This window comes from Rufibacter sp. JT3400010 (assembly GCF_054956755.1).
On sequence record NZ_JBUDXA010000001.1, the window covers coordinates 82,561 to 104,678 of the forward strand.

At 46.2% G+C, this 22,118-nt stretch carries 19 protein-coding genes; 8 read left to right on the top strand and 11 right to left on the bottom strand.

The features are described 5' to 3' along the window. Positions 1-404: 404 nt before the first annotated feature. A complete protein-coding gene (locus ACY0JR_RS00310) occupies positions 405-1,010 on the bottom strand; it encodes a nucleotidyltransferase family protein (protein WP_462631792.1) in 606 nt (201 codons plus the stop codon). A gap of 3 nt (positions 1,011-1,013) precedes the next feature. Beyond that, a complete protein-coding gene (locus ACY0JR_RS00315) occupies positions 1,014-2,168 on the bottom strand; it encodes an XdhC family protein (protein WP_462631793.1) in 1,155 nt (384 codons plus the stop codon). Between the two features lie 342 nt (positions 2,169-2,510). Here ACY0JR_RS00315 and ACY0JR_RS00320 point away from each other — a divergent pair, with 342 nt between their 5' ends. Together ACY0JR_RS00320 and ACY0JR_RS00325 are read left to right on the top strand one after the other, a co-directional pair. Further along, on the top strand, positions 2,511-4,262 hold the full coding sequence (locus ACY0JR_RS00320) for a hydroxysqualene dehydroxylase (protein WP_462631794.1): 1,752 nt from the start codon (positions 2,511-2,513) through the stop codon (positions 4,260-4,262). A 132-nt stretch (positions 4,263-4,394) separates the two neighbouring features. After that, positions 4,395-5,099 (top strand): transmembrane-type terpene cyclase, encoded by a 705-nt coding sequence (locus tag ACY0JR_RS00325; protein ID WP_462631795.1) that lies wholly within the window; start codon positions 4,395-4,397, stop codon positions 5,097-5,099. A 208-nt stretch (positions 5,100-5,307) separates the two neighbouring features. On the opposite strand, the gene ACY0JR_RS00330 is transcribed toward ACY0JR_RS00325, so the two are convergent. Beyond that, positions 5,308-5,616 (bottom strand): hypothetical protein, encoded by a 309-nt coding sequence (locus ACY0JR_RS00330; protein WP_462631796.1) that lies wholly within the window; start codon positions 5,614-5,616, stop codon positions 5,308-5,310. A 124-nt stretch (positions 5,617-5,740) separates the two neighbouring features. On the opposite strand from ACY0JR_RS00330, the gene ACY0JR_RS00335 reads away from it, so the two are divergent. From ACY0JR_RS00335 to ACY0JR_RS00360, 6 genes are all read left to right on the top strand, one after another. Next, on the top strand, positions 5,741-6,535 hold the full coding sequence (locus ACY0JR_RS00335) for a sensor histidine kinase (RefSeq protein ID WP_462631797.1): 795 nt from the start codon (positions 5,741-5,743) through the stop codon (positions 6,533-6,535). A 166-nt stretch (positions 6,536-6,701) separates the two neighbouring features. Further along, on the top strand, positions 6,702-8,039 hold the full coding sequence (locus ACY0JR_RS00340; protein WP_462631798.1) for a sensor histidine kinase: 1,338 nt from the start codon (positions 6,702-6,704) through the stop codon (positions 8,037-8,039). A 257-nt stretch (positions 8,040-8,296) separates the two neighbouring features. Next, complete coding sequence (locus ACY0JR_RS00345) at positions 8,297-8,674, top strand: response regulator (RefSeq protein WP_462631799.1); 378 nt, start codon at positions 8,297-8,299, stop codon at positions 8,672-8,674. Then, positions 8,671-9,717: an adenylate/guanylate cyclase domain-containing protein gene (locus ACY0JR_RS00350; protein WP_462632104.1), complete on the top strand. Its 1,047-nt coding sequence runs from the start codon at positions 8,671-8,673 to the stop codon at positions 9,715-9,717. The genes ACY0JR_RS00345 and ACY0JR_RS00350 overlap by 4 nt, the downstream gene beginning before the upstream one ends. A gap of 445 nt (positions 9,718-10,162) precedes the next feature. Beyond that, positions 10,163-12,925, top strand: a complete 2,763-nt coding sequence (locus ACY0JR_RS00355; protein ID WP_462631800.1) for a hypothetical protein — start codon at positions 10,163-10,165, stop codon at positions 12,923-12,925. Beyond that, complete coding sequence (locus ACY0JR_RS00360) at positions 12,916-13,362, top strand: Crp/Fnr family transcriptional regulator (protein WP_462631801.1); 447 nt, start codon at positions 12,916-12,918, stop codon at positions 13,360-13,362. The genes ACY0JR_RS00355 and ACY0JR_RS00360 overlap by 10 nt, the downstream gene beginning before the upstream one ends. On the opposite strand, the gene ACY0JR_RS00365 is transcribed toward ACY0JR_RS00360, so the two are convergent. From ACY0JR_RS00365 to ACY0JR_RS00400, 8 genes are all read right to left on the bottom strand, one after another. Beyond that, positions 13,346-13,939 carry an HD domain-containing protein gene (locus ACY0JR_RS00365; RefSeq protein WP_462631802.1) on the bottom strand — a complete coding sequence of 198 codons (594 nt, stop codon included), beginning with the start codon at positions 13,937-13,939 and terminating at the stop codon, positions 13,346-13,348. The genes ACY0JR_RS00360 and ACY0JR_RS00365 overlap by 17 nt on opposite strands. 184 nt (positions 13,940-14,123) lie before the next feature. Continuing rightward, on the bottom strand, positions 14,124-14,705 hold the full coding sequence (locus tag ACY0JR_RS00370; protein ID WP_462631803.1) for a hypothetical protein: 582 nt from the start codon (positions 14,703-14,705) through the stop codon (positions 14,124-14,126). Beyond that, entirely contained in the window at positions 14,706-15,998 is a 1,293-nt protein-coding gene (locus tag ACY0JR_RS00375; protein ID WP_462631804.1) for an LVIVD repeat-containing protein, read from the bottom strand. It abuts the gene before it with no gap. Positions 15,999-16,488: 490 nt separating this feature from the next. Next, on the bottom strand, positions 16,489-16,953 hold the full coding sequence (locus tag ACY0JR_RS00380) for a hypothetical protein (RefSeq protein WP_462631805.1): 465 nt from the start codon (positions 16,951-16,953) through the stop codon (positions 16,489-16,491). Positions 16,954-17,117: 164 nt separating this feature from the next. Beyond that, entirely contained in the window at positions 17,118-17,342 is a 225-nt protein-coding gene (locus tag ACY0JR_RS00385) for a hypothetical protein (protein ID WP_462631806.1), read from the bottom strand. 308 nt (positions 17,343-17,650) lie between these two features. Then, complete coding sequence (locus ACY0JR_RS00390; protein WP_462631807.1) at positions 17,651-18,097, bottom strand: hypothetical protein; 447 nt, start codon at positions 18,095-18,097, stop codon at positions 17,651-17,653. A gap of 304 nt (positions 18,098-18,401) precedes the next feature. Beyond that, positions 18,402-18,593: a cold-shock protein gene (locus tag ACY0JR_RS00395; protein ID WP_062545120.1), complete on the bottom strand. Its 192-nt coding sequence runs from the start codon at positions 18,591-18,593 to the stop codon at positions 18,402-18,404. 177 nt (positions 18,594-18,770) lie between these two features. Continuing rightward, the gene (locus ACY0JR_RS00400; RefSeq protein WP_462631808.1) at positions 18,771-21,500 is read right to left on the bottom strand and encodes a S8 family serine peptidase; all 2,730 of its coding nucleotides are present in this window, start codon (positions 21,498-21,500) and stop codon (positions 18,771-18,773) included. Positions 21,501-22,118 lie beyond the last annotated feature (618 nt).

Here is a 22,118-nt window from a genome sequence, read left to right on the forward strand (position 1 = left end):
AGTTTTTGGCCTGCTTTTGCAAAAGCGCATTGGTTTCTTCTTCCTGGAAAAGTGTCTTTTTGCGTCTGGAATTTTGGCGTAGAGGTGGGCACTGATGCAGCGCAGGTCCTGCTGGTGGTTGCCAGCGAGTCTGGAGACTCGCTTCATCCTTTGTCACGAGACGGGAGTCTCGCGCCAGTTGAGTTAGTACTTTTTAAACCTGTGGGGTCTAGGTGACTTCACAGGTTTTCAGTCCGTTTTTTGCAAAACAATTCTGAAACGCATCTGCGAGATTCCTCTTTTAGTAGGAGCGTCGCTGGGGTGAATTCGCTGCTTCTTACCAGAAGTCTTTTGTGTTTTTAAAGCGGTTTCACTAAAATGGTGTTAAAACGGTGATGGTAGGAAGGAAGGTTAAAGCGGAGTGTTTAGTCTTGAACGGTAGTATGCTGCAAAAGAGCGGTATAATCAGAAGGAGTGTCTATGTCTATAGCTCCTTGAGGAAAAGAAATACTAGCGATAAGATCCGGATGTCTGGACAATATCTTTTTGGCGCCTTCCTGGCCTTTCAACTGCAGTAGTTCCGGGAACAGGGTTTGATCAAATAGAACGGGGGCTCCCAGGGTATCTTGGTAGGAGCAGGCCACTATTTTTTTACCTGTTTCTTCTTTCTGCTGAATCATCTGGTTCAGCAAAGTGGGCGTGACAAAGGGTTGGTCACAGAGCATGAACAGGAATTGGGTGGTCTCTGGTGCTATTTTTTGCAACTCTGTGACACCAAGCCTTATGGAAGACGCCATGCCTTCTGACCAGCCAATATTGTAGACGATATGTGCCTCATTAGGCGGTACGTGTGGTGAGATGGTCTTTGAATTAGCTCCCAGTACCACCAATACCTGCTGCACGCCAGCGGCAAGTGCTGTTTGGATTGCCCGTTGCAGCAAGGTTTGTCCTTGGTAGAGAAGCTGTTGTTTGGCCTGTCCTAATCGGGAGGAAGAACCGGCTGCCAGAAGTATGATGCCTGTGTTAGACATATGTTACGAAAGAATGGGTTGAGCCTGTTCCGGCAGCGGGTTGGCGTGGATGCTTTCCTTTTTGTTGCGCAGGAAACTGCCGTCTCTATGGGAGAACACGGCTTTGATTTCCGCCAGTACAGACAAGGCAATTTCTTCCGATGACTCGGCCCCCAGGTCTAGCCCCGTTGGGCCGTACACGCTTTGTAACTGTTGCGGGCTGAAGGGATGGTCTTCTTCCTGAAGTTCCTCCAGTAATTTTTCCAGCTTCTTTTTGGGGCCCAGCACACCTATGTAGGGAAGTTCCAGCGGAAGCAGGTTCCGGAGCATGGCCAGGTCATAGTTGTAATTGTGGGTCATGAGCAGAAAGGCGGTTCTTCTGTCTACCGGAACCTGTTCCAGCACGTGCTCTGGTTTAGCTACCACCACCTTCTGAGCCCTGGCAAACCTCTCTGAGGTGGCATAATTGGCCCGGCCGTCTACTACGGTGGTGTGCCAACCTAGAATATTAGCCATGTGCACCAAAGGCATCACATCATTCCCCGCTCCGCAAACAACTAGTGATAGGGCCGGTGGTAGAAACTCTATAAAACCCGTCATTTCAGGTACATCGTCATACGTCTTAAAGGAGGAGCAGGCTTGTTGCAGGGCTTCCTGAGCGTGTTGACTGATTTGCTCTTGCCAGGCTTCTATTGGGGCAACTCCCAGTTGCAGGCCGTCTTCGGTGAGCAGCAGGCGGGTGCCGGGTTGTGGTCCTCGGCGGTCTTGCAATGTAAAGAGCGTGACCAGCACCGCACTTCTTCGGTGGGAAACTACGTGCTGTAACAGCACCATGGGGTTTGCCGGGTCTGCCGCGTTTATGGGTTCTATGAGAATATGGATGATGCCGTTGCAGCCCAGCCCCACGCCCAGTTTTGAGTCATCGTCATCCATGGTGTCGTATTTTACCAGGCTGGGTGACCCTTGTACCATGGCCAGGCGGGCTTTGCGCAGGGCATCGCCCTCCAGGCAACCGCCGCTGATGGCCCCGGTTAATTGTCCGTCTTCTGAAACCAGCATGCGGGCGCCAGGCCTTCGGTAAGCGGAGCCTTCTACGTGCACCACCGTGGCTAAAGCTGTTTGTTTCCCTTTTGCCTGGTGCTGCGCAAAGGAGGCTACGATGTCTTGGATCTCTTTCATGACTACTGATGGAAAGATAAAGCGGTGTTTTTTCGGAGTAAAACAAAGATAAGTCTTCTACTCTGGTGGGAGTATAGGGTTGCTGGGAGCAAAGCCAAGAGAAATGACACCCTACATATGATAAAAAAGCGATGGTGCAGTCTTTGAGTAACCGGTCAAGAACAGGAAGAGACGGCTTGCCACTACTCAAAGTAGCTAATTTTCAAGTGAAAAAGATTAAAAAGAGAGTCTATACCATAAGCTGCTGACTATTGTAAAATATTTTTATATAAGTCAATAAATTATTGATAAGATTATATTAAATTCATTTAGTCCTTAGGCTTCATCTTAAATAAAACGCTTATGTCAAAGATCAAAGTAGCTATTCTGGGTGGTGGCGTAGCAGGCATGAGTGCTGCCCATGAACTTATTGAAAGAGGGTTTGAGGTGGAAGTCTATGACAAACACCGTCTGTATGCCGGAGGTAAAGCCAGAAGCGTGCATGTGCCCGGCACTAACTCCCCTGATCCTACCAAATATTTGCCCGGTGAACATGGGTTCAGATTCTTTCCGGGATTCTACAAACACGTGGTAGACACCATGAAGCGCATTCCGTTTGGGAACCAGAAACAAGGGGTTTTTGACAATCTGGTGCAGGTGAACAGGGTAGGCTTGTTCCGAAGCGGGAAGAAGGCAATCAGTACCATTGTCAATTTTCCGCAGTCTTTTACTGACATAGAAGCCTTCATAGAGTCCTTTCACGCCGATACAGGTTTAACGCAGGAAGAAAAACGATTTTTCGCGAAGAAATTATGGCAACTGATGACTACCTGCTATGACCGGCGGGTGAGTGAATACGAAAAGATAGGCTGGTGGGATTACCTGGAGGCCGACCGTTTTTCTGACACGTACCGGGCGCTGCTGGTACAGGGACTGACCCGTACCCTGGTGGCCGCCAATGCGAAGAAAGCCAGCACTAAAACCGGCGGAGACATTTTTCTGCAGTTGCTTTTCAATATGTCTAACCCAGGCGTCCACACAGACCGGGTGCTCAACGGACCAACCAACGACGTCTGGATAAATCCTTGGCTGACGTACCTGCGTGAAAAGGGAGTGAACTATCACTTCAACAAATCGGCGGTGAAAATTGAGATGGCCCAGGGAAAAGTAAAAAGCGTCTGGCTGGATGAGTACGAAAACGGTGTGCCGGAACAAATCCAAGTCACAGCTGACTACTATATTCTGGCCACCCCGGTAGAAGCAGCAGATAAGTTAATCTCAGAGGAAGTACTTCAGGCTGACCATTCTTTGCAAGGAGTCAAAACACTGGCAAAAAGTGTGGCCTGGATGAACGGCATTCAATTCTATCTCTCCCGCGCCATAGATTTTGTGCATGGCCATTGTATTTACGCCGATTCGCCCTGGGCGCTCACCTCTATTTCCCAGTTGCAGTTCTGGAAAAACTATGATATACAGAACCGGTACGATGGGAAAGTGAAAAGCATTTTATCAATAGATATCTCAAACTGGGAGGAGCCCGGCATATTACCTGAAACAGGCAACAGACCGGCAAATGAATGCTCACATGCTGAAATCAAAAACGAAGTATGGGCCCAACTCAAGAGTAGCCTGAATGTAGATGGTGTTGAAATGTTGAAGGACGAGGACTTGGTTTGCTGGTTTATTGACCAGGACATTACGTGCCATCATGATGAGAAGGATAGTAACAAAGAACCCTTGCTGGTCAATACGGTCAATTCCTGGGCTTTACGGCCTGAGGCCTATACTTCCATCCCCAATCTGTTTCTGGCGTCAGATTATGTAAAGACCTATACAGACCTTGCCACCATGGAAGGAGCTAATGAAGCGGCACGGCGGGCAGTAAATGCCATCATTGACGCGACAGGAGCCTCAGTAGATAAATGTGAAATCTGGAATCTTCATGAACCTGGAATTTTGGCCGGTTTAAGAAACAGAGATCAAAAACGCTTTGAGCAAGGCTTGCCCTATAAAGCACATGTGCCCTTTTTATTGAAGTTTGTCTCTGGTATCACCAGAGACATCATGAATGTATTTAAAAGAAAGAGGCTTAAAAATGAAATGCCCGTTGATTGAAATTGAAAAGAATAACGGTAAAACGCTCATACTACCATTCAGTATTTCACATTGGAACTGATTGGTAGTTTGCCACATCAATTTTAGTGAATAAGAAAACATATTATAGATTATTCCCCTAAATATTAAGCTATGAATCAGCCTTTACTAAACTTAAAAGATTATACGCTTTTAGAACTTATTGCTTTTGGACTAGGATGTGTGCTTTGGATAGTAGCCTATTTTTACACTATTAAAAACGTGGTAAAGAATAAATTTATAGAAATTCCTTTGATAGCCGTATGTGGTAACATTGCCTGGGAGTTTCTATGGAGTTGGGTCTTCGTAAACAACATGGGCAGCCTTTTCGTGTGGGGCTACCGTTGCTGGTTCTTCCTGGATTGTTTTATTACATATAGCTTATTCAAGTATGGATATAAACAAATTACAGCGCCAAGTTTACGTTTGTGGGCAAAACCATTGATGGCGTTTAGTATAATATGCTGGCTCTTTATTTTCTATTTCTACATCAAAAACTATGATGCTCCCATTAGTGGAATGGGAATTTATTCTGGCTTTATGTTGAACGTGGTCATGTCAGCTATGTACATCTCCCTTTATTTCAACCTAAATGACAAAAGCTTATTCTCTATGCCAATTGCCTGGAGCAAGGGAGTGGGAACCTTCTGCATTGCAATATTTAGTTTTTTGCACTTTACAGATGGCTTTTTATTATCACTATGTGTCATAAACGCCGTCTTAGATGGTGTGTATATTTATATAGTTCTGGCAAATAAACCCAAAAAAGAATCGCAACCTCATCCTATGGTTTCATCAGAAGTGATGGCCACTGTTTAGAAATGCTGACTAAACACCAATTTTGGAAAGGTTTCGGGTTTGAAAGCCTAAGTCCAGAAGAATTCAAGAAAAGAACTTCTGCCGTATATGCTACTGTCCTTACAGTAGGGATTGGGATTGTTCATTCATGCATTTATGTAGTGTTAGGCTTCCCGTATGTGACAATGGCGGTTTTAACTTACGCTGTGTGCGGTATTTCAAGTTTAATCTACTTAAGAACTACCCAAAACTTTGATAGTTTTAAAACCGCGCAACTCATACTCATTATTATCTTTCCTATTGCTACGCAATTGTCTATTGGTGGTTTTATCAATAGCAGCGCTGTAGGCTTAGCATCTTTTATTTCGCCGGCTACGGCCTTGCTTTTTACTAAAACAATTACAGCCAGAAGATACTTCTTTGCATTTGTTATAGCCTTATGCCTTGCTTCTGTCATAGAGACGTATTTCATCCAAGAGCCTATTGCTTTACCCAGGTCTATCATCAATGCGTTTTTTGCTCTTAATATCATTGCCACGCTAGGTATCATCTACTTTTTGATGGAAAGCTTTCTTAAAAAGCAGGTTGAATTACAGCAAGAACTTCGCAATTCAATTGAGTTTATTAAAAGCACCCAAAAACAATTAATTCAAGCTGAAAAAATGGCTTCGCTAGGGGAACTTACCGCTGGCATAGCCCATGAAATTCAAAACCCGCTCAACTTTGTCAATAACTTCTCTGAGGTAAGCGTGGAATTGTTGGATGAATTGCAAGAGGAGTTAAGAAAGGGAGAGGTGAAGGAAGCCCTCCTTCTGGTCAATGATCTACAGGAAAACCTTAAGAAGATAAACCACCACGGCAAACGGGCAGACGGCATAGTTAAGGGAATGCTTCAACACTCAAGGGCCAGCACGGGGAAAAAAGAGTTCGTCAACATCAATTCTCTTTGTGAGGAATACCTGCGGCTTTCGTACCATGGCCTTCGGGCGAAGGACAAGAGCTTCAACGCAGAGTTACTGACTGATTTCACCCCTGGAATGGAGTTGGTGGAAGTGGTTCCGCAGGACCTGGGCAGAGTATTGCTCAATTTTTTCAACAATGCTTTTTACTCGGTTCAGCAAAAGCAGAAGGTAAACGGCCCTGACTTTAAGCCGCAGGTTTGTGCCAAAATAAAGAAAGTAGGTTCTACGGTAGAGATCAAAGTAAAAGACAACGGAGTAGGCATCTCTGAAGAAAACAAGCTAAAAATTCTACAGCCGTTCTTTACCACCAAACCTACCGGGCAAGGCACCGGCTTAGGTTTGTCTATCAGCTATGACATCATCACCAAAGGGCACGGCGGTGAACTGGAAGTACACTCAGAAGTAGGAGAGTATGCCGAGTTCGTCATCAAGCTACCCTTGGTTACCGTACCGCAACCAACCCCAGCGGCGTATCACCTTGATTCACCTGTTTAATGCTTGGGCACATTCAGGAATCTGAGGCTAGGTGGGTTTTCAGTCTAACGCATAACAATAATTTTCTCTAAACTCTTACCTTTAGTTCTGGTTAACTCTCTTACAAGCTATGCATGTCTTTTCCTTTGTAGCCGCCTTTCTCCTTTTAAGACAATTACGGAAAAACATGCTGGAAACACCTTTGGCGGCCAAATGGGAAAGATTCCTGAACATTGCCAGCTGGGTGACCGTGGGTCTCTTCTTTTTCACCAGCAAAGCGTTCAGCAATGAAGTGCGTGACCTGGTAGCCGGGTTTTATTTCTTTGGTATTCTGGCGTTTGTAGAGAAAGAGCCCGATTTCAAACCGACTCCTTCGTGGTTGCAGGCGACCTATCCATTTGCTGCCATCATGGCGTTCACCTGCGTGGTGCAGCTGTTCGCCGAGGACTTCTATACGCAATGGAAAGATTTCTTTGGGATGGCGCTTTTAGGATCGTTTGTCTACTTTGTTGCAGTGCGGGTGAGTTACCAGCGAGGGCAGAAGGAACTGGAGAAAGAGCGCCACAAGAGAATTCTGGAAGAAGAGGAGAAGAAATTCATTTCCATTAAGAAAACCAAGTTGGAGATCATTGTGGCCTCGCGCACCGCAGAACTCATTCTCCAGAAAGACGAACTGCAGAAAACCATCAAAGAGCTGCAGTCTACCCAGGCGCAACTCATTCAGCAGGAGAAACTGGCCTCTTTGGGCGAACTCACCGCCGGTATTGCCCATGAAATACAGAACCCGCTCAACTTTGTCAATAACTTCTCTGAGGTAAGTGCCGAGCTGATTGAGGAACTGGAGGAAGAACTTAAAAAAGGCGATACCGAGGAGGCGATGGCGTTGGCCCAGGATGTGAGAGGAAACCTCCAGAAAATAAACCACCACGGCAAACGCGCCGACAGGATTGTGAAAGGAATGCTGCAACATTCCCGCGCCAATTCCGGCCAGAAAGAACCCACCGATGTCAACACGCTGGTAGATGAATACATGCGCCTGAGTTACCACGGGCTGCGGGCCAAAGACAGCACCTTCAATGCTGAACTGGTATTTAACCTGGCCCCAGACCTGGAGAAAGTACAGGTGGTGCCGCAAGACCTAGGCCGGGTTCTCCTGAACCTTTGCAACAATGCCTTTTATGCGGTGCAGCAAAAGCAGAAAACAGCCGCTACCGGGTACAAACCTCTGGTCATGGCAAGCACTAGGCAAGAGGAGAAAGGCATCAGAATTGAGATCAGAGACAACGGAAACGGCATTTCAGAAGCCATCAGAAACAAAATCCTGCAGCCTTTCTTTACTACCAAACCCACCGGCGAAGGCACCGGACTAGGCTTGTCGCTTTCCTATGACATCATCACCAAAGGCCACGGCGGCGAAATGATCATTGAAAGCGAAGAAGGTTCCTATGCGGCATTCGTTATTTTGCTTCCGCTGGAGAATAAAGGAGAAGATGAAACGGTCTCTGTTCTTTCCGAAGCGAAATAGGCCTGTTTTGGCAAAACAAGAGTAAAAACGATCTTGGGTATGAAAGAACATAAATAGCTGTTTCATAGCATATCAGCCATAAAAACTTGAAGCTTTTCTACTTCATGAAATCACTATTCGCGCAGTCATGATTATGTTGTGAAGGCCCTGACAGGGCTGGCGATCTAAAACAGAAGAAGGCCGGTAAACCTAAATAATTGGCAAGCTTCTTAGCAAAAGAGAGAAAGAAGTTCTAATTTGATTCCAAATAGCATTCTATGAAAGTTCTGGTGGTAGATGACGAGGCCGATGTTCAGCCTTTGTTTTTGCAGCGTTTCCGGCGGGAAATCAAAAATGGCGAAATAGATTTCACCTTTGCCTTGTCTGGCGAAGAAGCCTACACCTACCTGCAGGAACACCTCTCTGAAATAGTTTTGATTCTCTCAGACATTAACATGCCCGGCATGAGCGGCATCGATTTGCTACGGCAGATCAGGGGGCAGTTTGCCTCCGCCCCGCCTACCATCATGATGGTGACCGCCTACGGCGATGACGAGAATTACCAGCAGGCCATGCAGTTCGGGGCCGATGATTTCCTGACCAAACCCCTGGATTTTCGTGCCCTTAAAGATAAACTTAAAACCTTTGCTTCCTGATGGCCAAGATATTAGTGGTGGATGATGAAGTAGACCTTGAGTTGCTCATCAAGCAGAAATTCCGGCGGAAGATACGCGAGAACTTGTACGAGTTTGTATTTGCCCAAAACGGGGCAGAAGCCCTGGAGAAAGTGCAGCAGCACCCAGACCTGGACATCATTCTCTCCGACATCAACATGCCTGTTATGGATGGGCTTACCTTGCTGAGTAAATTACCGGAGGCAAATCCCATCCTCAAAGCTGTCATTGTCTCGGCCTACGGCGATATGGAGAACATCAGAATGGCCATGAACCGCGGCGCCTTTGACTTTGTCTGCAAACCCGTCAACTTTGAGGACTTGGAACTGACCATGGATAAAACCGTGCAGCACGTCATTCAGTTACGGGAGACGGTGAAAGCCATCAAGGAAAATAACATCCTGAAGATGTACGTAGACGAGAACGTGCTCAATTTCATGGTGCACCAGGAGTTTGAGCAAAGTCTGCTGCAAAATGAGACCATTGACGGCACGGTCATGTTTATTGACATCTGTGGCTTTACCGCCATTACCGAGCACGTTTCTGCCAATACCGTGGTCAAACTCATCAATAGCATTTTTGACATGCTGGTGAAGGAAATCATTGAGCAGGGCGGGCACATTGATAAATTCATGGGAGACGCGGTTATGGCGGTTTTCAGAGGAGATTACCACATGGACCGGGCCATTGATGCCGCTCTGGCTGTTAGGGAAAAGATCAAAAACGCCCAGGCAATTGCCATGGGTGATAAAGAATTCACGCCGCAGGTGTCCATTGGCATCAACTCCGGAGAAATGATTTCAGGCAACATTGGTTCGGCTTCCCTCAAGCGGCTGGACTACACCGTTATTGGAGACGCCGTCAACCTGGCGCAACGGCTGCAATCGGCGGCCAAGCCCAACCAGATCACCATTTCCGAAGCCTTGCATGAGAGAATTAAAGAGTCTTTTAGCTGCCAGAAGATTGGGGAGGTCTCTATGAAAAACAAGATGAAACCGGTGGTGGTGTATGAAGTTTTGGAGTAAGGTTTCAGGGCTGTTTTACCAAAAGCAAGCTGAAATTAACTTCCTCCAGTAGTTGTACTAAACTGCTGTTATGTATTAAAAGCCAAGCCTTTCACGTAAGAGAGGTTTGGCTTTTTTGTTCCTCTGCACGCGTACCTCGTTACAGGGTAACGAGGTACGCGTGCAGTATTCTGTAGCGCCGTTACCCTGTAAGGGCGTACGCATTCCTACTCAACCAGACGTTTATAATCTGACTCGCCAACACTCCGTTGTGGCAAGATTTCTTTGCTTCAACCGCAAAAGAAGCTATTTGGTAAGGTGCTTTCAAATAGTCTGCTTATCTTTAATTCTGTAGTGTTTTTGAAAAAGGAAGTGCGAAACAGAACAGCACGTAGCGGAAAGGATGCCTACAAGGGAGTTGGGGTAAAAGGGCAGGAAGTATAGTAATTGCGTAACCTTCGTATCGATGATGAATAGCAAAATCAATTTGCTGTTAAATATAAAACCTGCCGAAGCCAAAGTGGTGAAGCAGTTGTTTTTGGTTCAGTTCTTTTTGGGTATTGCCACGGCTTTTCTGTTTACCAGTACCCTTGCCATGTTTCTGCACACCTTTGAGGTACGGGAAATCCCGAAAGTGTACCTGGTTTCGGCGGGGCTGCTCTTGATTGCCAATACCTTCTATGCCAAACTGGAGGCGAGCCTTCCGGCGAAAAAGGTGTTGCAGGCCATTATCATTTTCTCTACCGTTTCCATTCTGCTTACCTGGGCGGGTGTTTCCTTTCTGGGCGCCAACTGGCTGCCGTTTGTGCTGTCTGCCTGGAACATGGTAGTCTACATGCTAGTAGGATACGCCTTCTGGGGCATGGCCGCTATCATTTTCAATGTACGCGAAAGTAAAAGGCTTTTTTCAGTGGTGGGCGCCGGTGATATTCCGGCCAAATTAATGGGCTACACGGCTGTTTCTGTGCTGGCACCGGTGCTGGGGGTAGAGAACTTGCTTTGGTTTTCCATTGCCGGTTTTGTCTTAGCCTATTATTTCCTGAAGAAGTTTGAGCACCAGGCCATCTCTGTGCACGAGCCTGGCGACCACAGCCACACCCCGGACCATAAAGAATCCCACGGACCTGCCAACAACCATGATGCTTCTTTTATCTCCCGCTTTTTCCAGAACCGGCTCATATTCAGCATCACCATCTTCTCGTTGATTGCCTTTACAGTCTCCTCCTTACTGGATTACACGCTGTTAGCCGAAGTAAAATCAAGGTTCACCAGCAGCCCGCAACTGGCTACTTTTATTGCGGTTTTCTTCGCCGTAGGCCGAGTGCTGGCTTTGCTCATCAAGCTGGTATTTAGTAGCCGCATGATCAGTCGCTTGGGTCTTTCCAATTCGCTGCTTATTGCGCCGGTCATTTTGCTGCTCATCTCTGCTTTTATGCTCATTCCGGGAGAAAGCGAGCAAACCATTCTGTACACGTTCGGGATTATGGTGCTGCTGTCTGAAGTACTGAAATCGGCGGTGCAGGAGCCCGCGTTCTTTGTGTTGTTTCAGCCCTTAGATCCGCATTCCCGGTTAAAAGGACACCTTATCTCCAAGGGCTACACCATGCCTTTTGCCTTATTTATAACGGGCGGATTTCTGGCGGTGTACAAATATTACAACCAGGGAATCTCCATTGTGACCGTTTGCCAGATTTTGGTGGGTTTACAGGTCATCTGGATTACCTCCGTTTTCCTGATTAAAAAAGAATACCTCCACACCCTGGTGAACGCCCTCAAAAAAGGCTATTTCACGGGTTCAGAATTGTTCCTGAACGACAAACCCGTACGCAATCTGCTGTTGCAGAAACTGGAAAGCGCTAATCCCAAAGAGGTCATTCTTGCGCTGGAATTGCTGGAGCGATCGGGGTATAGCAAATTAAAAGAAAGGTTGTTGCCGCTCCTGAACAGTCCGTCAGAGGGGGTTACGAAGTATGTGCTCTCCCGAGTGACCGCCCTGCACTTACCCGAAGCCTTGCCTTTGATTGAACAGCGTCTTTCCCAACTGGAACTGGAAAGTAACCAACCTGCCTTTATCCAAGCCTACTATTACCTGAGCACTAGCCCCCAGGCTTTGCCTCAAACAACTAACCTGGAGGTGCAAAAAGGTGCTTTAACCGGTTTATTCATGCGGAAAGAGGAAGCAGCCCAGCAGCTTGCTTTTGGGTCTTTGGCGCAGCTAGCCAAAAGCGAAAGTGTACCCGAACGAATGGCTGCTTTAGATATCCTTTCGTCTTTTACCAACTCGGCCTTTGTTCCTATGCTGGAGTTACTCTTGCAAGACTCCGTCACTCAAGTGGCCAAGAAAGCCATGGAAACGGTGGGAAAGGTGAAAGCAGTTCAACTGCTGCCCATGGCGGTAAAGGTGGCCCAGGAACAGAAGTATTTTTATTCTTTGCAGAAAGCGGTGGTGCATCTGGGAGACCAATACTTCACGCCGCAGCACATGCCGGTTTCCCTTGTGGAGGGCGAGGTTCTGTCGTCGTTTATCAAAGGAGCCAGCAAGGTGAAAGGTGACGTATCTACCAGATTTTTACTTCCTTTTTTAAGCCAACAACAGGTTGCAGTACAGGACGAAACTCTGGAGGCGTTGTGGTCTAAAAACGCTCTTTTAACCTCCGGAGACAAAGAATTGGTAGAAGGATGGCTCAAAAACAAACTAGGGCAAAGCCGGCAAAAGGCGCTGTACCATCAATCTTTGGTGCAGGAGAAACAACTGCCTTTGCTGGTGACTTCTCTGGCCTCAGAACTGAAGCAGGACTGCCAAAAACTCTTGAAAGGATTGGCTTTGCTGTATGACCGCCAGCAGATTAACCGGGTAATGGATCTCCTTTCTTTAGGTGCCGAGCATAAGCTAGCCAACGCCATAGAAATGCTGGAAGAACTGATCCCCAAGAGGTATTTCATTCCGCTGGAAGCGTTGCTGGACTACCAACTGGACAAAGACAAACACCTGCTCAGCAGCGGCGAAAAAAGGAATTGGGACGTGCCTCAGCTTCTCAAAGAAATTGTCACCCAAAATCCGGCGGGTTGCTCTGCCTGGACCAAGTCTGTTGCCTGCTACTGCATGCTGCAAGTACCTGCCTATGATCTGGCCCCGGTGCTAAAAACTACTAACGCCTCTGATGAATTGTTTGCGCAAACCAGAGGCTATGTCTTATCCCAGCTTACCACCTCTGAAAAATGTTATTGATAGAAAAAGTACTCACCCTGCACTCTTCTGAAATTTTCCATGACACGCCAGAAGCGGATTTGGTGGAACTGGCGGGAGCCTTGAAAGAGATCCACCTGGAGGCAAATACCCAACTTTTCGCCAAAGGCGACCAGGGAGACAGCATGTACTTCATTTACAAAGGGAAAGTGCGTATCCACGATGCAGACCACACCTTTGCCACCTTAGAAGAAAACGAGATTCTGGGCGAACTCTCCATTCTGGATGCCGAACCCCGCTCTGCCAGTGCCACTACTCTAGAAGAAACCATCCTGCTCAAACTGGACCAGGAACCCTTCTACGAGATCATGATTTCCAATGCCGAGGTTCTGAAAGGAATCCTGAAAACCCTGTGCCGACGGCTCCGGCAGATGGACATAAAAATGGTGGAGAAGGAAACGACTAGTGCGGGAGCTTAGCCCTGATCATGTTCAGGTGAATCTGTTTTTGTGCTTCGCGTTTATTTTTTGAAAACAAGGTGAAAAACCGATGGCTCTCCAAAAAACGCACCTGCAACTGGTTCCATTCCACTTCATTGGTCACTACCCCGTAGCGTAAGAACTCCAGGTAAAGCTCATTCCCAATCTCGAAGAAATCAGAGCGGCCCAGGTAATCCAGGTCAGCGTCACACATGATCTGCTGGAGCTTCGTCTCAGGATTTTGCGGTATTTTGGTAGCCATGATCAGGCCGCAGATGGTGTTTACCTGAGCGGGCGTGAACCCAAATTGGGGCAACTCCATCTTGGCAAGTTCTACTCCTTTTTCTTCGTGCTGCTGGTACGTTTCCAGAAAGCCGGTGTCATGGTACAAGGCGCCGGTTTTTAACAGCAGAAGTTCTTCCTCATCTGTGACAGCCTCTTCCTTCGCAATAGCTTCCACCTGGGTGAGCACATCTAAGGTATGGGCCACCGAATGATAGGTTAACAAAGGAGACAACCCTTGCTTTAATCTAGCTAATACATGCTGTTGCAGATCAGGAAAAGAGATTTTCGGCATAGATCATTCGTAGAGTGGAACAGAGGAAATAAAGCTACTAAAATGATCATACTTTGCAAGCTTCGCGGGGCAAGACTTCCGCTAACGTGCTTCACTGGTGTAAAAAGTAAGTTCCTGTTTAAGGGCTGATTTTAGAATATCAGCCCTTAAACAGGAACAAATAGCTTATTAAGTCCCTACCCGCCTAAAACATAAAACCTATACGCGCCGATAGCCTTTTGAAGGAATGCTCTTCAGTGATAATAGCGTTGTTATTCCAGGGTAGGGGTTCTTTGGTGGTGGCGCGTTGGGTTTTGTAGCCCAGACTGAAGCTGAAGGCGGTATTGTTTCCGGTAGACACGCGCATGCCCAAAGCAGGGTTGAACATCCAGCCGCCTTTATTTTCAATCTGATCAGATTCATCGCTCAGGAAGGTGGTTCCGTAACCGGCATCTACACTATAGAAAGGGCTCACGCGGGTGTTCAGCAAGGTGCCACGCAGGCCGAGTGCAATTGGAGTAACCAGGACCTGGTTGTATAAATCCAAACCCGTAGTGACTCCTAGACTAAAAAGACGGTGAAAACGGTACCCGTTGAAGATGGTAACGGTAGGTGATGTATCTGCGGTGGAAGGGGCATTGTCTTTGTTATCCTGGTACAGGAAACCTAGTTCAATGCTGCCCTGGTATCTGCCGGGAGCTTCCACTGCGTGGTTATTTTCCTGCGCTTGGGCGGCGGAAGTTAACAGCAGCAGCCAGGGGAGGAGAGCAAAAAGCAATTTCTTCATTTAAGATTGGGCAGGTTTAACCGGAATTTTGCTCACTAGTTTAATATCAGTCGGGTTGCTGTAATCGTACTGGTACAAACCATCATCCCCCACCATAAGAAGCGTGCTCCCCAGCGGAATCACATCATAGGCATGTAAATTCTGGAAGTGCTTGCGCAGATTGTCTGTCACTTGCAACGGATTTTTGATATCAAAGATTTTCAGCCCGTAGGTGCCTTCACAGAGGAAAAGCAAAGATTGGTCAATGCCCAACCCATGCGGGTTTTGCATAGGATAAGTTTTTACATGTTGCGGGTTACGCGCATCTTTAATGTTGATCACTTCCAGTTGATTGGTGAAGCCATTGCACGCGTTCCCAGAACGTAAAGTCACCCAGGCCAAGTCTCCGTCTACCACCACCGGGTCACAGCTGTTTACGTGCGCATAGGTAGACAAACGTACCGGATTAGACGGGTTGCTGTTGTCATAGATGTGCATGCCCGTGGTAGAACCAATGAAGAGCTTGTCCTGGTACGGGAAGATGGTTTCTATGCCCCAGCCCAACTGAATGGTATTTCCTCTCTGCGGATGCGCCTGGTCTGAAATGTCAAATAACTGCAAAGAGCTGGCATTCACGGCGTAAAGATGATCTCCGGTAATGGTAAACCTAGCCATAGAACCTCCTTTTCCGCCGGGAGCGGTACTCAAAGGTGCTTTTGATGAGTTTAGCTGAAATCCTCCTGAACCCACATTATCAAAAAAGACTACTCCTTGGTTATTACCATCGCAGTCTCCCTGGTATGGTTCTGTCACTACTTTTTCGTTGTATTTCGCTATAAACGTCTCCGTCTGCGCGCTGATGAAGGTGTTGTTGATGGTGAAAATGTTTTCAACCCGGTTTAGAAGTTTTACCGTCAAAGGATTGGAGATGTCCATAACAACCAGATCTATGTAGTTATCTGCGTACAGGAAATCTCCTTTTACCGCCAGGTCTACATTGCCTGGTATGGCGATAAAGCTGAGTCGTTGGGGCGCAGCCGGATTGCTGTTGTCAATGATATGGATGCCTTCCTGCTGCTCATTCACGAAAAGATAATGCCCATATGAGTAGATTTTTCCGGGCTTTTGCAACTCTCGGGGCGCTTCAATTTTAACCGAGTTCTTGAGTTCGGCTTTGGTCATATACACCGGTACATAGACCGTGTAAGTGATGGTAGACTGACAGTCATCGGTACAAGAGCCCAGCAACAGCCCATTAAGCAAGACCAGCCAAAGGAATGTCAGCTGAAAAAAAGGAGTAGATTTTTTCTGCATACACGTGTAGTTAGAGGATAAGTTAATGTCTAAAAAGAAACGCCTTTCAAGCAAGAGCCACCTACCACCTGAAAGGTTGCATGTCCCTTCTCAATCCGATCAATTTATTTCCTATCAAAGGCTCTGACCAGCAGGATTGAAACAGGCTGCTTGATTCTGACAGTAGGTAAATAACCTTTACTGCGTTTTTTAGGGCTGTTTTAACTAAAGTAATGTGGATTCAGGTAAGCAACTATCCAATACGGACGCAGTATAATTTCAGCTTTTTCCATGCAGACTCCTCCGCTGCGGCGGGCCCACGCTCGTGTCCGCAGGCATAGCTGAACTCTTCCTTGCTGAGTTGCATAAGAGGATCATGTACGCGTGCGGACACGAGCCGGGGGCTCGCGCCAGCGGAGGGTTTTTAAAATGGTTTTGCAAAAACTGCCAAAAAGAGAATTTCTGATGGAATGAGACGATGATGAATGGGTAAAGAACTGGAGAGGTTGGGTCAAAAACCGTCGTCTTCAGCATCATGGGGTTGAATGCCTGGCGGATTGAACAGGCCCCAACGGTCGGTGATGTAGTTCCACTGGTCAAAGCCTTGTACCCAGTCCACAAACAGAAAGCGGTATTCTTCTACGGCATCGCGCAGCAGTTGAAAATAATGGACATCCTTAAACCCGAACATTTCCAGGCTATGGCAATGGGAGAGGAGGTCTTGGGCCGCTTTCCTGATGAGGGTAGCGTTTTCCATGCGTAAATCATAGAGATCAGCGGCCTCGGCGCCGGCAACTTTCACGGTTAAGAAGGAAGCATCCAGCAACATGAATTCCTTCAGAGAAGAAAGGACTTCGTTCTCCTCTTCAATCAAGGCCACAATTTTTTTGGTAAGGCTGAATATCTCCCGCCCTTTCAAGTACAACGGGAGTTGCTCAGGCACGGCGAAGCCTTCATCGTCATTGGGAGGAAGCATGGGCAGATGGCTTTTGAGTAAATCTAGCGAAGAATCAGGTAAAGAGTACCATTGCTGAAGGATTTTTTGCCAGCTAGACAGGTGCTTTCCAGTATGATGTTAAGAGAAAAGGAGGTACTCTGAAGTGGCACTCTTGATTAGCCTTACAAACCATTGCTAGAAAGCTATTTCTTATTTCTGCCGGGTAAAGTGAGTTCTGGACAAGGAGCTTGCATGTCTGGTGCCAAGGGCATCATGTTCCAAGAACCGGAGACAAAATCTGTAATATAATCTAAAGAATGCCCCAACCGATTCAACCGAATGGCAAGCACCAGATTAGCTACTGACAACTGTTCTGTTGGCGCAAAATACTGATGTGACTTAAGGTGACTACCATAAATATTGTCCATAGATGAAGTAGTTAACTCTATAACTGTATTAGCAATACTAGAAACAACTTTGGAAAATACTAAATCTAAAGCATCAGAACAAAGTTAAGAAGCAATTAATTTCTTTGTTCCAGTTAAAAAAACTGCTGATAAGATAAGATAGAAAAGCCTCCCAAAAATCTTTTAAGAGGCTTTTAAAGTGAATTCAGTTATACTTTTTTAAATTTTGGACTATGCAACCAGAAGATAAGTCTTTGACAGGCAGTCTTTTTTGCAGAAATTCACATTTATCAAGAGAGTGCAATTAGAACTGCAGATCAAATGAACTATTAAAAACTTTGCAATTTTTGGGTGATTTCCTCAATTACCTCTTCGGCCAGACGCTCAGCTATTTCATCTATTTCAGGGCCAGACCAAGCTTGTAAATAAGCTTTTTCCAGCCAGGAGGTACTTTTGTCTGGACCAATCTGGTACGTGTAATACGCTAACTTAAATACCAGCTCTTTGCTTAAATCGAAGGTTTGAGTTCCGGCCCGGTGGAAACCATTGAGCCGCAGCCGAAGTCCCACTTGTTGCACGTTGCCATTGTCTATACTGATCTCCTGGTCTGAGTAGTTGTTGGGGTCTTTGGTCCAGGTATCAACCACTTTCTCCAGATTGAAATCATCAAAAAGCGGGAATACCTCTGTTAAATTTTGATAGATGCGCTCTGCCAGTTGGGGCAGAATTTTATTATAAAGGTGAAGAATGGCTTCTTTGTCTTTGGTATGCTGCACTGTTGTTGAGTTGAGTAGTGGTGTAAGTGGAATGTTCTAACTAACGTAAAAGATGTAAAGTTGGTGGGCAGGATAGCATGAAATACAGAAAGTGGTCCGAATTGTAGGAGTATTGGTAAAAAACTACTTTTGCCAAGATGAGTGACTTTGAGAATAGTGAAAGTGTTGCCAAACTCTTAGGGATTAGCAGAATCTTGTTTAGGGCTTGTTTTACAGAAAATGGCGTGAAAACAGTTCACCAAAGGGCATAAAAAAAGCCTTGCCAAAGGGCAAGGCTTTAATTCAATGTCTTTATGACTAAAGACTAAGCGAGTCTAACGTTTACTGCGTTTAGCCCTTTTTTGCCTTCTTTCAGTTCAAATGTAACTTCGTCATTTTCTCTGATTTCGTCTACCAAACCAGAAACGTGTACGAAATACTCTTGGTTTGAATTGCTGTCTTTAATGAAACCGAAGCCTTTTTCGGAGTTAAAGAATTTTACTTTACCGTTGTTCATATTGTTTTTAATTATACAGGTAGTACCAAGTAAGTAAAAAAAACGTTCAAAAGTATCTTTTTAAAAGAAAAAATATTTTTCCTTCGTACTAAAACCATTTTGAAAGCACCTTTAGACTGTAAAAAATAAGCGAGGTCCCTTGTACAGGAACCTCGCTTATTTTTATTAAAGTAAGTATTATTTCGTCAGTACCATTTTATTGCTGATCTCTTTTCCAGAAGTAGACACCTTGTAGAGATAAGTACCAGTAGGAAGATTGCCTGCCTGAAAAGGTACTGTGTACGTACCGGCTGCTTTCTCTTCAGCTACCAGGGTGCGCACTTTACCACCCTGCAGGTTATATACCTCAACAGTTACATATCCAGCTGTCTCCAGTGAGTAGGAGATAGTAGTGCTACCTGAAAAGGGGTTGGGATAAGAAAAGTTTTTGCCGTTTTCCTGTGCGGGAATTCCTAGCAGGGCAGCTGAATTGGTAGCTACTGGTTGCATACCGGCGTTCCAACTGTCATGGGTACGGGTGACAATCACAGCAAACTCGCCGCGGGTAACATTCTGCAATGGTTTGAAGCTGGCATGCAGTTTAGGCAGCAAGTCAAACGGCCCCTGGCTTACGGTGTAAAAAGCATTTATGAGGTTTAGCTCTAACGCCACACTCACATAACCTTCAAGCCCCGCCGGAATGGTGGCTGCGTCATCTAACGGGTACGTTTTGCCATCTACTGTCACGGTTACTTTCTGCCCATTGCGTTGTGCCGCAAACTCTTCTAACCCTAAAGACTGTACCAATGAATAGGCTAACTGTGCCCGGGTAACTGTGCCATAAGGATTGAACTTACCTGTAGAGGAGGTTTGCATTACTCCTTGGTAGATTTGGGTCCGATCTTTGAGAGCGGCTCCTTTGGCTAAAACCGATTCTGCCAGCAGCAACTGGGCGCCGCTCACGTCATTCACAGATGTTGCGCCAGTAGTGGGCTTATATTGCCGGACACCTTGCCCCATCATTAAATACTCAGCCAGCTGAATGCGCTTCAAAGTTTCATTGGGTTTAAAACCATTGCCTAAAGCATCTACCAGGCGTTTAGAAACTGCCATTTTGATGGAAGCCTCAGCGGGATGACCAGCTATATCGCCAAGACCACTAGTGCCGGTGGTCTGCGTTCTGATGAGCGTTCCGTTTATTGTTTCTGGGAATGCCACTCCGTTCAAGCCTTCGGCTTTCAGAGTCCAGGTGCCCGGCTCTGGAGAGGCCACTGCCATTCCCCGGTCTGGGTACAACACAAAGGTCACTGGAATACCGGAGCGATACTCTTGCCCACTGGGAGATAGTAAAATCAGATTTACAGGGTTTCCGGTTTGGCCCAGCAAACCGGTCGCATTGAATTTAGCTTCTAAGCTGTTGGTGCCGGGAGCCACCTGAAAGGTGATTTGATTTCCGGTAGTCAGAATAGGGTTGAAGTTAATGCTGAAATTCTGAGTTTCTGTGGAAGTGTTCACCGTGCTGTAGAACTTCCGGTTGTAATTCAGGTAAGACCCAAAGGCAGTATTTCTGTAAATGTTGTCAATAGCGGCATACGCATTTACATAACCCGCACCTACTTCCCAGGAGTCATACCCCGGCATGTTGGTTGCTGTTTTCTGTAGGATCTCCTTTACCTGGGCAGGGGTGAGCGAAGAGTTCGCCTCCAGCATTAATGCTACTATACCTGCTACGTGCGGAGTTGCCATTGACGTTCCGCTCATGTGCGTATAAAAGGGAATATAGGCAGGTTCCAGTAACTCGGCATCCATCTGCACAGATAAGGAAGCCACCGGTGCAATGGCTCTGGTAGAAACCACATCAACCCCAGGCGCTACAAGGGTAGGTCGGTTCTCGTATTGCCAGTTTTCCCCGTTCACGGTAAAGCTTCCGCCTTCACCTTTCACCCCTCTGGAAGAGAAATCAGCCAATTTCCCGAATTTATCTCCCGCTCCCACAGATATTACCCAAGGAGCAATGGCATACGGGTTGTGCGTATCTGAACTGGGGCCATCATTTCCGGCGGCAAACACAGACACTATACCAAGGTCATAAGCCTTTTTAGAAATCACGTTCACCGGATCGGCTGGGTCAAAGTCGCCACTGGTACCCCAGGAATTACTGATTACTCTAATGCCGTACTGGTATTGGTGCGTTAAAGCGTAATCATAGCCCCCAATGGCATCCAGAATAAACAAGGCAGCGCCAGAACCATACCCTATCAGATTAGCTCCGGGAGCAGCCCCGGCATATTCTCCACTTGATCTTGCGCCGTTTCCGCCTACCGTACCTGCGCAATGGGTGCCATGCCCTGAGTTAGTATCTGTATTTGGCACGTTTTCCAGATAAGTAACCGGAAGTAAAGTAGAAAGGGAGTTTAGATTGATGGAGCCCAAAACATTCTGTACCAAGTGATTTCCCAGTTTAATGTCTTCGTGGGTGCCGTCTACGCCGCTGTCATTGATCATGACCCCCACCCCTTTGCCAGAAACCGGTACTCCTTTGTTCTTAGAGATAAAAGTTGGATCTGTGCGCAAGCGTTGCACTCCTGTAATGTGGGTGCTATTACTATTGAAATAGGTGAGTTTCTTGTTCAGGTAAACAGATTTGACATAAGGGCTTTTAGACAGAGCCTCTACTTGCGCGGGAGTAGCAAGAAGCCCAGCCATGGGTACGCTCTTGAACAATACCCCTTTGGTTAAACCCAAGGTGTTTAAAAGTTGGAGGTGGGTTGGGGTAGGCGCTCCATTACCTGTAAATGTAACCACCACTTGTACTGGTGCAGTCGCTGTTTGAAGTGCCTGAATTAGATGCGAATCAATGATAGCCTGTGCAAGAGACTGGTGGCCCAGCAGCAAGGCTGCCCATATAACGGTTAGTACTTTCTTCATACATCAAATAGTAAAGGTGAAACATAGGTGAGAATTAAGTAAGAGGTAAATAATTGTACTTATTAAAAACGATGAAAACTGAATTTTCCCCGTTTTCCCAAAACAATCCCCTTCAGCTTATACAGAAAGCTTTCCAGAGGTTTAGGTGCTGAAGAAGGTAAAAAGTTGGTAAGAAGTAAACTAGATTTTTCTTCTCTACTACAAACGAAAAGAAAATGTTTTGGAATATTTGGGCTGAATTTCAATTAGGATTTTTTTAATATTATATAAAAATATACTAACGCCTGAGTCAATAGTGGTCAAGGTTATCTGAGGGAGATATAAGAAAGTCATTCTGAGCTGGAAATTGTAGCTCTGCTGTCAGAATCTGGGATGAGTTAATCTTGAAAGAACATCATAGATGGAGGGAGATTGGCCAAGAGGAGGAGCGTCTGTGCCAAAGTCGTTTGCGGTCCGTTTACACAAAATAGCCATAAATGCGTCAGTGGGTTCCCCGCTTCAGCAGAGAGGGTAGGTGAAGCTTCCCTAAAATTACCTAAAAAGAAAATCAAACAAACATTTGACTTTTATAACATAACTCAGTATACTTGTTTTAAATCTGCTTATAGTTTTATGCTG